The following is a 13405-nucleotide window of genomic DNA, read 5'->3' on the forward strand; positions in this document are numbered from 1 at the left end:
ATATCTTTTGCATAGTCTGACATATCATCATCAAACACATTTCTTCTGTATTTCACGACCAACACAAGGTGATAATATAACAAGGATACTGAATGGTTATTACTATCTAATTTCATTTATATACCAGCCTTTATAATTTATAAGACTGCTTATATCAGAGGCAAAATAAAAAGGAAAACCTTTTGGCTACGCCAAACCGAAATTCATCTCCCACCTACCGTTGGGCTACGCCCTTCACACGCTTGAGGAAGGAGAATTCTTTCGGGAAATTCGTTAAAAACAAATCAAGCTATTTATAGCGTAACAAAACATTGAATTCAAGTCATTGAATTTGTATTTCTATATAATAATTGGGTTGCTTATGATATTGAAATTAAATTATTATAGTTATGTTTCAAAAGAATCGGACAATCTAATTCTTAAACTAAATATGGTGAAAGTAGAGGCTTATTTCAATTGCCTAATAGTTTCTTTACTAAGAACTGTTGCTATATGCTATACTGACTTCTAATTAATTGTAGAAGGAATGATAAAAATGAGTGACAGATCCTCAAGACGATGGAAAATGCAACAAAAGTTACGGGCACTGAAAACAAAAAAGAGCAATGATACAAACCCTTTGTTTAATGAATGTATTGAATCTCTCGGAGAGGAAACTCTCATTTTCTCTCAAAATAAAAGCCAACAAATTGCAAATACTTTCATAAATTCATTTCCTATAACTGTCTCTGGAAGAATAGATTGGGAACAGATAGACAATCAATTAATAACTTTAAATAAAGAGCAACTAATTTCCCTTATTAAAGAAAACAAACCAGGTTTTGATGAACAAATTTTTATACTATGGGATAACTATGAAATCCCTGTAATAAGCACAAATCTTGATAAAGTATTCCAATCACTAGTTGATATTGATGCAGTCAGTTTTTATTTTTGGTTATTGGATAAAGAAAATAAATTTATAATTGAAATAAAAAATGAAGAAATGATTATGGTTGGGTTTCGCTAATAATCCACTTCACTTTCCTCATTCTCTTTTTCTATAAATGAGCTTTTTCCTAGTAGGTTATAGCAAACGACAAGACTATTATTTTTTTCTTCTAATTTCGTGCTTATATTCGTTTATTTTGTTATATTTCCTTAACAACAAACAAGACGCCACCCAGATCACGGAAGCGCCTACAATACTTGCTATAAACTTAACCAAACTTATTTACCTTCACGTCATTTATTTCTTTGTTTCCATACCCCATTTTCTTTACGATAAGTATTCTTTCCATTCATGAATCCCGCTGTATTACCAGGAATTTTATATTTCTTATTTTTAGCTTTCTTCTTCATCCTCTTTTCTTCTTGAACAGTTTGCAGATCCACCTTCCATTGTTTCAGCAAATCCTCTTTACGTCGCATCGAATTTGTACCCCTTATATTGAAATGTTAATTCAATAATCATATTATATACATTTAAAAATATTTTTCAATAAAAAGATAGCAACCTCGCTACTGGTGCTATCAGTGTGAATTGGGGTTATCCTGAGCATTGAATAGGACATGAAGAACTCGTCCTATTACATAATATGCTTGTCCCTATTATAATGTGCATTTAAAAAGCAACCTCGCACAGGTGCCAAATGATACATATAATTTGAGGTAACTAGCATGTTCGAATAGACCCTTCCATGTATGGTTCAATTATCTTTATACCTAAATGACTCCTTAAATATGTTTAATGTGTAATTTCTATATAACTAAGAAAAAAGCAACCGCATCATATAACTTTCTATCTTTCTTTAGAGCTATTCGCTTTACATTTAGTGGTTGAGAGAAGACTAAGAATCTTCTCATTTATACTCCATAAGTCCAGTCAGTACTTCTGTTGTCCCATCGCCTTCGCTAACCGATTATGGTTACACAACATGATAACCTATAAAACATTTATATCTATATATATAGTTGTAAAAATAAATAGTTAAGTGTTAAAATAGCATATGTTCTCTTTAGGGAGTTCTCATCTAAATTAGCAAGAGTTTAAAAATTCTCGAATCTTAGCCCCTTGGAGCGCCCTTCAAGGGGCTGAACTAATTAACATATAGTTTTATGTACCTTTATTATTTTTTAACAACCTTATTAATCGTGAATACATTTCACGTTCTTCTTTCAACTTTTCTATATAATTGTGAACAGCATGAAAAACATCAAAAAATTGATTAAGAAAAAGCACTGCCAAAATCTTCAGCAATGCTTTCCCATTAAACGTACTATGCTAATGAACGTCTAATCTTTCTACTCATGAGTTCTATATACTCACATATATTTATTTTAGATTTAAGATACGTTCTATTTCCTTCACACTCAACTTACTTGCTTTTGCAATAGTTTCAAGTGGTACACCAATTTCATGCATTCCTCGGATCATCTGCATCTTACCTTGCTCAATCCCTTTTTCCATGCCCTCTTGTTCTGCATGCGCTAACTTAGCTTGTTCATCTAAAAGCAATTTCTCTCGAGCTTCGTACGCTGTTCTAAAAGAAGAATCATGGCTCATATTTTCCCATTTATTTATTGCCTTTTTTGACACTCCCACGGCTAAAGCCGCAAGTCCCTACACCTTACGGTGTAACGGATGGGATTCTTGAATGACTAAGCATTCGCAGTCCATTTCTGTTTTGAACAGCCTTCAAGATGAGGGTGTGCCATCACCCCTCCTAAGACAGACCATATAGGTTCTTAGGCTGATTGACTATTACCGCCAACCACAGTTGCGTAGCGAATATTCATCGCCCCAACGATATCACGATGTTTCTCAAATCCACATTGGCACTTATATTTTCTGTCTTGCACCTTGTTCTTTTCAGAACATTTCGGACATTTTTGACTTGTATAAGAAGGGTTCACATATTCGACCTTTATGCCAACTAATGTCGCTTTGTACTCGATGAATTGTGCTAAACGATGGAATGACCAAGTGTGTAGATTTTTTTCTTTTTTACGGCTTGTTCGTGCCGTCTGTCGAATGTTCGTTAGTTGCTCTAATCGAATGACAGAAATATTATTATCCGTTGCAAAATCAACGATTACACGACTTACTTTGTGGTCTTGGTCTTGCATCCATCTTTGTTCTTTATCATCAAGTTGACGAAGGGCATTCAGTTTCTTAGCTTCTCCTAACTTCTTGCGAACACTGCGAAACTTACGTTTCATAAATTTGTTTTGCCTACCGTTCCCGAAGAAACGAACTTTATCATCATCTGTGATGGCTACCGCAGGAACTTTAAGACCTAAGTCTACTCCTAAAATCTTTGTCCCCGTTTTTTCGTTTGTAGGAATCGTGACAGATATTTGAGCAATCCATTTAGCAGATTTCTTCGTGATACGGAGTGTACCTAACTTGTGCTTCAACAATTCGAAATTGCGATTATATTTGTCTATTAATAAAGCGCGAACCTTTAAACGAGTTGACTTTCCGTTTACCATAAACGGAATTGAAATGTGCGTGAAGTCAAATGAATAGTTTTGGTTATTCCATACACAAACAGGTCTTTTTAGAATCGGAACGATTTTGTATTTACTCTTTTTCACCTTTGTAGAAAACACACTTTTCGCATCTTTAATTGCTTGATTTTTCACCGCACTTGGGATATTGGCTTCAATATCCTTTGTACTTTTCTTCGTGCTTTTCTTTAATTCAACCATTTCAGATACAAGGGCATTAATGACTTTTATATACTCGTGGCTACTTTGTTCCAATAGCATGATTTGTTCTTTTGTTGGAAGCAATTTAACTTTAACTGTGATGGTTTGTGGCACAAGTTTCACCCCCTCGTTTTTTGATTTTCAACATAATGTTTTATTGTCTCACTTGATACATTTCCAGCAGTAGAAACAAAATAAGAACGCGTCCATAGGCTCGGCAAGTGTTGAAGATGAGGAAACTCTTCTCTCAAACGTTTTGATGTCACTCCTTTAATTTTTGCCATTGTATCAGCAGGACTAAGTGTTGGTGGTGTATTTAAGAACAAGTGAACGTGGTCTTTGTCGCATTCCATTGCAACAATAGAAACATCCAATTCTCCGCATATTTCTTGAACCAACTCTTTGAAACGTTCTTCTACTTTTGTATTAAGAAAAATCTTTCTTCTGTATCGTGGGCAAAACACAAAATGATAGTTAATTAATGACACGGTTGTTTTGGTTCTTCTATAATCATTCATCATGTTTGCATTGTATCAGTTGGATTATAAAACTGCAACACGCAAGATAAAAAAATAAAAGATACCAACATTTTGGATACTTAGAGTGCCACAAACCTTGCGGTTTTTAGTAGCACTCCTTATCCAACCTCACTTTCATCCCATGCCTAAAGGCGAGGACTTTCTCGTTCGGGAAGAGCTGTAATTGTTTTCCGCAGTGAACGATATGGCATCCCTTCTTGCATTTGGGAAGTATAAAGTTTACTCCAGTAATATAAGGAGCGCTTCACCATATCATGTGTATTTCGAAGCTGAATTTCAATATTTACTTGCGTCCCATTATCCAGTGTTGCTAATAGGTCTAAAATCGATAACTTATCATCTTCATAAGATTTATGGAGATGTGGATCATCTAATTGTAGCGAAGTAATAGGTGCATCTAAAGATTCCTCTAAAATTGCATTTAGGAAACCCATTAAAGAGAAATTAAAAACTCATTTCATCATTTTTCCTTTCTGAATTCCTACTTAATATAACTAGTTTTAGTTGTTCATAGATTTTCTGTGTATCTGGTGTACTTTCAGCTTGTTTACGCTTACGTTTTATCGTCATACCATTTTCCACTATTACATCATCTTTAGTTTCTGCGACCATTTCCAGGTGTTCAAGTACCGCAATACGTTCTAATCCTTCCATTCCTTCTGACTCTTTAACTTCATCTGCATCATCAATTATTTCTAGCTTTTCTGTTTTTATAATTTTCTCTTTTTCTATGTTAACTTCAGAAGCTTCAATGACCTCTAAAGGTTTATTTTTAACATTTACTTTTTTATTTGCTTTTGCTATAGCATTTTTAACTTTCATCGCTCTTAAAGAAGAGGATATTTGATTTAGTATTCTTCCTAACCCATAGAAACGAATTGCTTCAACTATGACGCCCATTACAATTCCAAAAACCCATGAATTCGAAAAATATCCAACTAAGCCAAACGTTATAACTCCTGGTAAATATAAGCTGGCATAGGCTATTAAGTTAGGTATAGCTTTTTCTACTGTTAATTTGAAGCTATATTTAATTATTAAATATATAGTACTTAACCCCACTATTAAACCAGCCAGACTTATTAGCAAATTTTTAAAAGTTTCACCTATCATTATAATTTCCTCCCTTAATGTTTTAATTTTAATAACTCGTAGTGTTTTCACATTACAAATTAACAACTCATCGCACTCTCTTTATAGAAAATCTCTAAATAATGGGACCAGCTTAATTGTTTTTAAAAATAAAAAAACCTTTCAGGTATATGAATAATTGTAAGCAGTTTTGCTCTACAAAATCATAGCCCCGAAAGGGTTATATTAGTAATTGATTATGAAAAGTAAAAAAAAGTCTTATCTATATAATACCCTTAGTTTTCTTAATTTTCAATATATAATAGTTAGTTCTCCTAATCGATAAAAACAATAAATCGTAATAAAAGAAATGTTTTTATGATTTATAAACATATTTACTTTGTAACTATAACTACCAAGTTATTTTTTCATATTATGTTTTTTTATTATAATACTATTAGGAAATTATAGTATAGAAAGAAGTGTATTTGATGACAGAAGTTGATCTTGTTCTAGCTGGTGGTGGTAAAGAAGCCTATCACATAGGTGTATGGAAAGCATTCAATGAATACGGTATTAGTGACAATATTTGTGCTGTTTCAGGTACATCTGTTGGAGCTTTAATTAGATATATTTCAAACAAAAGTTGAGTTGTGCATATCGATTCATCGTTAGAACAACAAAAAGCTGCTTCAGCATATTTACCTGAAGCAGCTCTTGTTATCTCAAAAATGGTAATGGTGCTTGCTGAATTCCGTTTTGAGTTGAAATATAAAAAGATTTTGCGAATCCCTCACTGTGAATACATTCGTCTATTACGAGCATTATAGGAATCTTTCGTAAGTCTAACATTAGCTCCTTTCTAACATGTTCTGCTAAAGCGAGATTTGATATAGATAAAATAAAAATACCTGGTAAACTCTTCGTATTTTCGAAGTTCAATAAATTATTTGGTCCATTTTGAATCTGATCTTCCCAAATTTTCAATCGCGATTTTAAATGTTGTGCATATCGCTGACCTTGTTGTACCCTTTCAAATATGAAGTTTTGATTTCCAATCGGAGTTTTAATTTCCCCAACAGCAATTGGATTATATCCATTACCAGTACCTTTTAGCCTTGGATACCAGCACCAGTTTTTTAATAGCTGTTGGCCTACTGCAAACTCATATTTTATTTGATTCATAGTGACAAATCTTTGTACCCCTGCTACTCCAAGCCTTAACCACTGTTCTGGCTTTAAAGAATAGTTTGTATTACGGTTATGATAAGCCCACATCATCAAATGACCAGCAGTATTTAAAGTGATTGGAGCAGAGGTTTTGGGCTGATCCGGAAATAGCTCCGATTTTATCTCCCATCTACTAACAAATCCATACAGTACCAGTTTTTTCAGCGATTCTGAAACCTGTGACCTACTAATTTTAGATTCCACAAAATTCTTAATTTGAGCTTCAGTAATCGCTAATGAATCCCAAATAAGCTTTAGTATTAAATTGTCTTTTTCATTTATAAAACCTGAATTAATTCTGTCATATATACTACGTAAATCTGTGAGTGGTTTAAATTTATCTGGAAGAATTGGTCCCCCCTGTAAAGAGGGATCATCCCAAAGTGATAACGATTCGTCCCTATTAAGCCAATATTGAACCGCCTTTCCATTCTCTTGTACGGAAACCTGCGGCGCGCTCATTAGTTATATAAAAACGCCGTTGGATCGTTAACTTTTTTGCGTCCAAATGGAAACTTAAAGATAACCCCCGACCCTCTCTCTTTTTCTACATCCACACTTACAATTCTCATACTTACTACGTCATCCAATACTGGCTGTTCGATTGTTTTAGGGACAATTCCTTTAATTGTGCAGCCTTGGTCCAATTCAACAAAAACTCCAAAACGCGGGTCAACATTTACAACCCTTCCTACAATTGTATCCCCTTCAGCTAATTCCGATAATAACTGATAAGGATTTTCCACGGCTGCTTTTCTAGAAACGTGGATTAGTCGCTGTTCTGGATTAAATTGTAGAACCTTAACTGGGATGCGTTCACCAATAGGTGCATAACGATCCACAGCGTTTTTATACACTCTTCCATAGTTTAATTCATGTAATTTCATGAAGCATTCCGCACCATTAATGCGTAAGAATATAGTAGGAACCTGAGCATTCATGTTGTATCCAGTTACTGCTGCTTCGTAGGTTGGCTCTTGCAGTCTTTCATCTTGTTCCAATTCTATTAACTCACGCATTAAAGCATCTGCAGATCGTCTACTTGCTTCTTTTACTGAAACCTGAACTTTATTTCCATCCAGTTCATCAGACATTTGAGTAATTACTACGTTAAAAATATTACCTGTGAATTGTGTAATACTTCTAAAAGAATAATCTGAGAAGTCCTCTTTTTTACAAATACCTATAATCTTTCCGTTTTCAAGGGCGAACTCAGCATATTCAGTATCTGGATCGTCTTTATCGTGTCTTTTAACCGTTCTCAATACGGCTTGAATTGGCTCTTTATATCTACGTAGTCCCTGTAGCTTTTTATACGTTTTTGAATCCATAAAAATATCTCCTCTCCCTCGTTCAATATTTATAAAGTTCAAAAATAATACTTCTACTTGAATTATTGTTACTTTTAGCTAAGAAACTAAGCTTTTTAGAAATATTTTCTGAAATTTATAATTGTGCTATTTTTCATATTTATAACCTTCTATTATTTTTCCATTATTTTCAAAAATCGGAACTCAGCAAGAAGCAAAAGAAGTTATAAACGACATTGTTACTGGTCTTAATGGGAAGACACTATTAATCGTTGCTGTGGTATTTGTAATTGGAGGCGTATTTATTGTTGGTAGTATTGTGAATACTGGCTATGAACCAAATACACATCCAAGTATGCGAGACGATCGTAATCCTTTAGGATGTGCTCATTATGGTAGAGGATGGGACACAGATGGTCTTTTTGGAGAAGCTAAATGTGTTTATAATAAAACTGATGAATCGGATAATAGGTAGTATATAAAGGACTTATCTTTTTTATAGGAAGATAAGGCTTTTGTATGCATAAAGAAAAGACACCCTAAGGTGCCTTCCTCCGACTTGAACCACTTTAATTTTATATAAATATACACGTATTACCCCTTTGTTATACGTGTAAACACATCCTATAAAACAGAATCGTCTATATACACCAGATTGTTAGTTCATAAAGTACAAGAGATTTGAGATCAGTATTAGAGTGACGCCACAACTTCTATAACGATCGACATGTTACGCCTTTCAAAAGAATCTGCTTTATAGAATGTATCCACATTTTATATTTTACTATATGTAATATTTATTTGGTGTAATTTTTATGAATATGTATAATTGCATAAAGTTTATGAAAAAATGAGAGTATAATTTGGTATTGTGTAATAAAGATAAGGCCCACCTACGGAAATAGGTGGGTTTTTTGTTGGGTATTTCTATCTCATTGCACAAAAGGGAATTTCTATTAAAACCATAGCATATTTTTATAGCTCTTATATTGAGAAAAAAGAAAAGACACCCAAATAAGAGTGTCTTTTCCCATAGTTTTTAGCAGAAGCAAGAAGCTCCAACAATAATTAATAAAATAAATAATACAACTAATAAAGCAAACCCTCCTGCAAAGCCACAGCCGCCACCGCAGCTACCACCAAAGCCCATAATAATTCCTCCTTTAAATAGTAGGAGAAAAATAAGGAGTCACTCATGTATTTTAATGGATTCAAATTACTTTATGTTTTTATGGATTAATTGAGCAGGTCCTTTTGAAAATAGTTTGTATATCGAAAGTAGAGGATTAATTATCCTGCATGTCAATCAATATGCTAAATTGCATATCTAAAAAAGTAGAATTTGTTAACGTTTTCAAAATAAGGAATATTCTTATAATTTTCTGTTGATATCAAACTTGTACTTATTATAAAACAAGGGGATGTTTATATGTTTAAAAAAGTTACATTGGGGATATCATCATTAGCGGTGGCAACAGTAGTTGGGTTAGGAATGGCATCGGAGGCATCAGCAGGGCCAGCAGCACCTCTAACTTCTTTAAGTGTAGTAAAAGTAGAATCACAATTGGGTGGAGTTGAATACATTACCCCTAATAGTTTTAGTACAACTAAAGATCATGGGGGAAGTTACTTATATGTTTACACAAAAGAAATAGGGTATGGACAGTTTCCTTTTGCCAAAATGAATGGATTTGATGTAAAAAGTATTGGTTCACAAATAATTGGTGGTAATCCTATTGTAGGTTGGGAATATAAATGGGACGCATCAAATCATCAAGAAGGGACTTTTGAATATCAAAAGACTTCAATAAACTATCCAAGAGATACGTGGCGCACTTCGTTATATATTAAATAATTAGTTATATATATTCGTAGCATGATAATCCCTTCACAATGTGTGGGGATTTTTTCATAAAAAAAGACACCCTAAGGTGCCTTCCTCCGACTTGAACCATCTTAATTTTAATAATATGTATTGGACGCCAATCCAATTATTATTTTACCACATTAAGTAATGTTGTACATTGAGAAATTTGTTATACCTCTTTATCTAAATGTAAAAAGTCCTAGAGGGGCTAGGACTTTTTGACAGAATGAAAATGATTTTAAAAAAGGACTTATATAACATAACATACGAATATTTCATAAATGTATCGTAAAAGTGAACAAAATCTATATTTTATCGATTTAAATAATCTGTCATGAATTCTTCGGCTTCTTTTTTTATCTCTTCTGGAGTCAGTTGGTCAACTGGTTTATAATTTCCGTGTTTATCATAGTTGGCCGAATCTTTCTTAGGGTCATAAGTAGATGGTGGAACTTGTTCTTTAGGAACAGCAGGCTCTTCTGTTTTAGGTACTGGTGTTGTTTTTGGTGTTGGATTAGGGATATTTGGTGTAGTAGTTTGTTTTCCGTCGATTTCGCGTAACAAAGGGAAAATTTCTGTATATTTTCTAGCTGATTTTTGCATCAAATCATGACCTTTTTGAAATTCATTTACATCTTTAGCTGTTAATGCGTTTTTCATAATAAAAGATGCATCTGAGAATCCTTGCATTGCTTCTACCATCGTACTATGTAGCTTGCTGTACTTATTAGATGCGCTAATTGATAGCATATCATTTGATACTGTTTCAAATCCTCTTAAAATAGTAATTACTTCTTTTCTCCAGTCTTCATTATCCATCTGTATAGATCCTGAGTTTACACTTTTTAAGTATGCTGTTGTATATGGATCAATATCGTTAAACGATTGATCCATTTTGGCTCTATATTCAGAATCGGTTAAGGTTTCTTTCTTATCGTTTGTATTACTAGAGGTTGTTTCACTTGAACTTGGTTTTTCTTTTTTTTCAACAGTTTTATTTTCGCAACCCACCGTTAGTATTCCAAGAACAGAAATAATAAGTAATAGTTTTTTCAACCACATCACCTCTAATTTTATTTATGTCAGAGAGTAAAATAAAAGCACTCTTTCGAGTGCCTTCAACTATTCTACTTTTAATTTAATTTCTTTACCCATCATTCCGCCGCGAGCTTTTAAAACTAAGCCTTGTGCGTCAGCAGGAACATCGAAAATAATTTTACCTGTTTGAGTTAAACCGGGGTTAAGTTGTTTTAAGAAGAAATCTGATTTACCACTATTTCCAATATCATAAGCTGTTTGAGCTTGTGTAGAATACTTAAATTCACGGTCCTGATTATCCATTAATTTAAAGCTATTTGCGTCTACAGTGATAGCATCTTTTTGGTTATTAGTAATTGAAATTTCAACTACTTTATATATACCTTTTGCCTTTTCATTTAAATATTCTCCACCAACAGAGTCTACTGATTCAACAGATCCTACAGTAATTTTCACTTTAGAGGATTCTCCCTCTTTAGAAAGTTCCTTTTTAGGCTCTTCTTTTTTAGGTTCCTCTTCCTTTGGCTCATCCTTCTTTTTAGGTTCTTCTTTTTTAGGCTCTTTTTTTACCTCTGTAGAAGCTTGTTGAGTTGTTTCTTTAGCTTTAGGTTTCTCTTCTTTATCTTTTGTTGGTATTAATATCATAGCTAACACAAGGCATACAATCGAACTAATAAAAAGTTTCGCCTTAGGTTTTCTTTTGAACAGAGCAATGATAAATAATACAAACAGCACTATTGAAGCTAGAAAAATTAATACCGCTAGTGTTTCCATATGCAATCCGCCTTTTTTGGTATTTTTTGAATGAAATGTAAGATTTCCGAGCCTATCATAGCAAACAATCAATCTGAATATTGTCATATTCTGTCGAACGAAAAGAAAAAAGCACTCATAAGAGTGCTTTTCCATAAATCTAATGTTTTTTACTAGATTTTTTATGTCCTTTATTTCGTTCACAAGCCACGCTATCGCCATCACGATCTAGATGCGAAGCATAAGCTGGGCTATCTGGAGTTATATCATAGTAACCAGCATTATTTGCATCTGTACAGTTTGCAAAGTGAACTTTCTCTTGCTTAGGTGCAGCTTGTTGCTGTGGTACTGTATTAGCTGCAGCTTTTTGTTGTTCCTGTTCTTTTGCTCGAGCTGCTTCTTGTTGTTTCTTTTGTTCTTCCTGTTGTCTTTGAGTCTCTTCTTGTTTGCGTTGTTCATCTAATCGCTTTTGCTCTTCAGCCTTTTTCTGTTCTTCTAATTGCTTTTGCTCCTCGGCTTTTTTCTGTTCTTCTAACTTCTTTTGTTCTTCGGCTTTTTTCTGTTCTTCTATTTTCTTTTGTTCCTCTTCCTGTTTTTGCTCATCTAATTTCTTTTGTTCATCTTCTTTTTTAGTCTCTTGTTTTGGTTCTTCTGATGTACTCGCTTTATCATTTGAACCACAAGCAGCCAACCCCATAAGTAACACGCTGCATGCTAAAGCCATTAATAATTTTTTGCTCATAATTTAATTCCTCCAAGATATATAAAATGTACTATTTCTGCACAATCTTATCAAAATTGATATCCGTATATTGTCATATAGTGTCGAATGAAAATAAAAAAAGACACCCAAAAGTGCCTTCCTCCGACTTGAACCATCTTAATTTTATTGTGTTGTTATTATATAAGAAAAGAAGACATTGATTTAGATGTCTTCTTTTACTTGTACACTTGGTTGAAGAAGGTATTGTATTGCTTAAAAACCATAAAAAAATATAACATTCATCGAGTAAGTTTATTATAGCATTAATAAATAGAGTTTTTATATGTAATTTTGCATATATATAGATTTATTTATATTTTATCTATATAATTAAATTGTCTGTTTCTTGTTTTAATTCGTTTATTTATTTTGAGTGCTCCAGCAATGGAGCCTTTTTCTATGCAATAAAACATTTTCTTTCCATTACTTAGTTGAGCTATATTAACTTTACTCTCTTAAATTATATCAATATTTTACCAAATAATTATATAGATAACCAGTTTTTTCTAATAATCTAGTGGATTGATAATTTTAATGTTATTTGTTAATCCTTATAGGAAAATTTATCATGCAATGAAGATTGAGAAATCAAGAATTATCAAAAACTTATAGTATCTTTTGGAAAAATATATTTATAATCCGTATATCGATATGTTATAATTTAATTTCTAAAACTACCTAAAAAGGACTGCCAGTATTGGTGGTCTTTTTTATATTGGTAAGATTGTACTAGTATGATAGGGTAGATTTAACTGTATATTGTGAGGTGATTAGTTATCCCTTCTTTCCATTTGATAGGAAAGCGGGTGATATACCTATGGAGTTTTTGTTGGAGCTTCTAAAAGAATTTGTAAAAGCCATTGTACGTGAAGTTTCTGGGTAAGTTTTTAGGAAACAAATTTTAGAAAAAGATAACAAAGACCCACTCCTCGTCGCCGTCCAAAGCAAAAGGGTGGGTTTCGTAAAAAATTAATGATATAACCACCACCCTGACGGAAGCAGTTATTAGAAGAGATGTTAGCGCATCTCTTCTTTTATTATATACACAAGCTATTACTGTAATACTACTACAGTAATTCAAACGTACATAAAAAATCAATGAGCACGTAATAGATATAATGTACAGAAGAAAAGAAACCCA

Annotated in this window: 14 protein-coding genes and 3 pseudogenes; 4 read left to right on the forward strand and 13 right to left on the reverse strand. The window is 33.1% G+C overall.

The annotated features are described in order from the left end of the window. The coding region (locus DOS87_RS00880; RefSeq protein WP_208730374.1) for a transposase at nucleotides 1–116 on the reverse strand (116 nt) is incomplete at its 3' end. A 419-nt stretch (nucleotides 117–535) separates the two neighbouring features. On the opposite strand from DOS87_RS00880, the gene DOS87_RS00885 reads away from it, so the two are divergent. After that, on the forward strand, nucleotides 536–1009 hold the full coding sequence (locus DOS87_RS00885; RefSeq protein WP_184121785.1) for a CDI toxin immunity protein: 474 nt from the start codon (nucleotides 536–538) through the stop codon (nucleotides 1007–1009). Between the two features lie 215 nt (nucleotides 1010–1224). Here the strand turns inward: DOS87_RS00885 and DOS87_RS00890 are convergent, their stop codons facing one another. The 6 genes and pseudogenes from DOS87_RS00890 to DOS87_RS00915 form a co-directional block, all read right to left on the reverse strand. Beyond that, on the reverse strand, nucleotides 1225–1410 hold the full coding sequence (locus tag DOS87_RS00890; RefSeq protein ID WP_050845215.1) for a hypothetical protein: 186 nt from the start codon (nucleotides 1408–1410) through the stop codon (nucleotides 1225–1227). A gap of 904 nt (nucleotides 1411–2314) precedes the next feature. Further along, nucleotides 2315–2578: pseudogene (locus tag DOS87_RS00895) on the reverse strand (Rpn family recombination-promoting nuclease/putative transposase); the annotation flags it as partial. Between the two features lie 149 nt (nucleotides 2579–2727). After that, nucleotides 2728–3807: an RNA-guided endonuclease InsQ/TnpB family protein gene (locus DOS87_RS00900; protein WP_208730180.1), complete on the reverse strand. Its 1080-nt coding sequence runs from the start codon at nucleotides 3805–3807 to the stop codon at nucleotides 2728–2730. Nucleotides 3808–3812: 5 nt separating this feature from the next. After that, on the reverse strand, nucleotides 3813–4214 hold the full coding sequence (gene tnpA / locus DOS87_RS00905; RefSeq protein WP_033681089.1) for an IS200/IS605 family transposase: 402 nt from the start codon (nucleotides 4212–4214) through the stop codon (nucleotides 3813–3815). 176 nt (nucleotides 4215–4390) lie between these two features. Next, nucleotides 4391–4669, reverse strand: a pseudogene (locus tag DOS87_RS00910) (Rpn family recombination-promoting nuclease/putative transposase); the annotation flags it as partial. A 7-nt stretch (nucleotides 4670–4676) separates the two neighbouring features. Continuing rightward, on the reverse strand, nucleotides 4677–5345 hold the full coding sequence (locus DOS87_RS00915) for a hypothetical protein (RefSeq protein ID WP_071731369.1): 669 nt from the start codon (nucleotides 5343–5345) through the stop codon (nucleotides 4677–4679). 449 nt (nucleotides 5346–5794) lie between these two features. Here DOS87_RS00915 and DOS87_RS00920 point away from each other — a divergent pair, with 449 nt between their 5' ends. After that, nucleotides 5795–5953, forward strand: a complete 159-nt coding sequence (locus DOS87_RS00920) for a patatin-like phospholipase family protein (protein WP_133964211.1) — start codon at nucleotides 5795–5797, stop codon at nucleotides 5951–5953. 70 nt (nucleotides 5954–6023) lie between these two features. On the opposite strand, the gene DOS87_RS00925 is transcribed toward DOS87_RS00920, so the two are convergent. Both DOS87_RS00925 and DOS87_RS00930 read right to left on the reverse strand, forming a co-directional pair. Continuing rightward, complete coding sequence (locus DOS87_RS00925; RefSeq protein ID WP_097946067.1) at nucleotides 6024–6995, reverse strand: hypothetical protein; 972 nt, start codon at nucleotides 6993–6995, stop codon at nucleotides 6024–6026. Continuing rightward, on the reverse strand, nucleotides 6995–7864 hold the full coding sequence (locus DOS87_RS00930) for an RNA-binding protein (protein ID WP_151614253.1): 870 nt from the start codon (nucleotides 7862–7864) through the stop codon (nucleotides 6995–6997). The genes DOS87_RS00925 and DOS87_RS00930 overlap by 1 nt, the downstream gene beginning before the upstream one ends. Before the next feature lie 108 nt (nucleotides 7865–7972). On the opposite strand from DOS87_RS00930, the pseudogene DOS87_RS29960 reads away from it, so the two are divergent. After that, nucleotides 7973–8318, forward strand: a pseudogene (locus DOS87_RS29960) (hypothetical protein). A gap of 564 nt (nucleotides 8319–8882) precedes the next feature. On the opposite strand, the gene DOS87_RS00935 reads toward DOS87_RS29960, so the two are convergent. Next, nucleotides 8883–8993, reverse strand: coding sequence for a YjcZ family sporulation protein (locus DOS87_RS00935; RefSeq protein WP_000505681.1), 111 nt, complete (start codon nucleotides 8991–8993; stop codon nucleotides 8883–8885). A gap of 279 nt (nucleotides 8994–9272) precedes the next feature. Between DOS87_RS00935 and DOS87_RS00940 the strand changes: the two genes are divergently transcribed. Further along, on the forward strand, nucleotides 9273–9698 hold the full coding sequence (locus DOS87_RS00940) for a DUF4879 domain-containing protein (protein ID WP_025118671.1): 426 nt from the start codon (nucleotides 9273–9275) through the stop codon (nucleotides 9696–9698). Between the two features lie 324 nt (nucleotides 9699–10022). On the opposite strand, the gene DOS87_RS00945 is transcribed toward DOS87_RS00940, so the two are convergent. From DOS87_RS00945 to DOS87_RS00955, 3 genes are all read right to left on the reverse strand, one after another. Continuing rightward, nucleotides 10023–10766, reverse strand: a complete 744-nt coding sequence (locus DOS87_RS00945; protein ID WP_208730181.1) for a hypothetical protein — start codon at nucleotides 10764–10766, stop codon at nucleotides 10023–10025. Between the two features lie 66 nt (nucleotides 10767–10832). Further along, the gene (locus DOS87_RS00950; RefSeq protein WP_000448839.1) at nucleotides 10833–11522 is read right to left on the reverse strand and encodes a DUF4352 domain-containing protein; all 690 of its coding nucleotides are present in this window, start codon (nucleotides 11520–11522) and stop codon (nucleotides 10833–10835) included. Between the two features lie 139 nt (nucleotides 11523–11661). Continuing rightward, a complete protein-coding gene (locus tag DOS87_RS00955; protein WP_098311868.1) occupies nucleotides 11662–12243 on the reverse strand; it encodes an excalibur calcium-binding domain-containing protein in 582 nt (193 codons plus the stop codon). Nucleotides 12244–13405 lie beyond the last annotated feature (1162 nt).

It is taken from the genome of Bacillus sp. CR71 (assembly GCF_003429245.1).
GTDB classification, from domain to species: domain Bacteria; phylum Bacillota; class Bacilli; order Bacillales; family Bacillaceae_G; genus Bacillus_A; species Bacillus_A thuringiensis_S.

Coding starts and splice junctions, on each gene's coding strand:
- DOS87_RS00955 (WP_098311868.1), bottom strand. CDS start 12,243: ATGAGCAAAAAATTATTAATGGCTTTAGCATGCAGCGTGTTACTTATG.
- DOS87_RS00885 (WP_184121785.1), top strand. CDS start 536: ATGAGTGACAGATCCTCAAGACGATGGAAAATGCAACAAAAGTTACGG.
- DOS87_RS00915 (WP_071731369.1), bottom strand. CDS start 5,345: ATGATAGGTGAAACTTTTAAAAATTTGCTAATAAGTCTGGCTGGTTTA.
- DOS87_RS00930 (WP_151614253.1), bottom strand. CDS start 7,864: ATGGATTCAAAAACGTATAAAAAGCTACAGGGACTACGTAGATATAAA.
- DOS87_RS00950 (WP_000448839.1), bottom strand. CDS start 11,522: ATGGAAACACTAGCGGTATTAATTTTTCTAGCTTCAATAGTGCTGTTT.
- DOS87_RS00935 (WP_000505681.1), bottom strand. CDS start 8,993: ATGGGCTTTGGTGGTAGCTGCGGTGGCGGCTGTGGCTTTGCAGGAGGG.
- DOS87_RS00940 (WP_025118671.1), top strand. CDS start 9,273: ATGTTTAAAAAAGTTACATTGGGGATATCATCATTAGCGGTGGCAACA.
- DOS87_RS00920 (WP_133964211.1), top strand. CDS start 5,795: ATGACAGAAGTTGATCTTGTTCTAGCTGGTGGTGGTAAAGAAGCCTAT.
- tnpA (WP_033681089.1), bottom strand. CDS start 4,214: ATGATGAATGATTATAGAAGAACCAAAACAACCGTGTCATTAATTAAC.
- DOS87_RS00925 (WP_097946067.1), bottom strand. CDS start 6,995: ATGAGCGCGCCGCAGGTTTCCGTACAAGAGAATGGAAAGGCGGTTCAA.
- DOS87_RS00890 (WP_050845215.1), bottom strand. CDS start 1,410: ATGCGACGTAAAGAGGATTTGCTGAAACAATGGAAGGTGGATCTGCAA.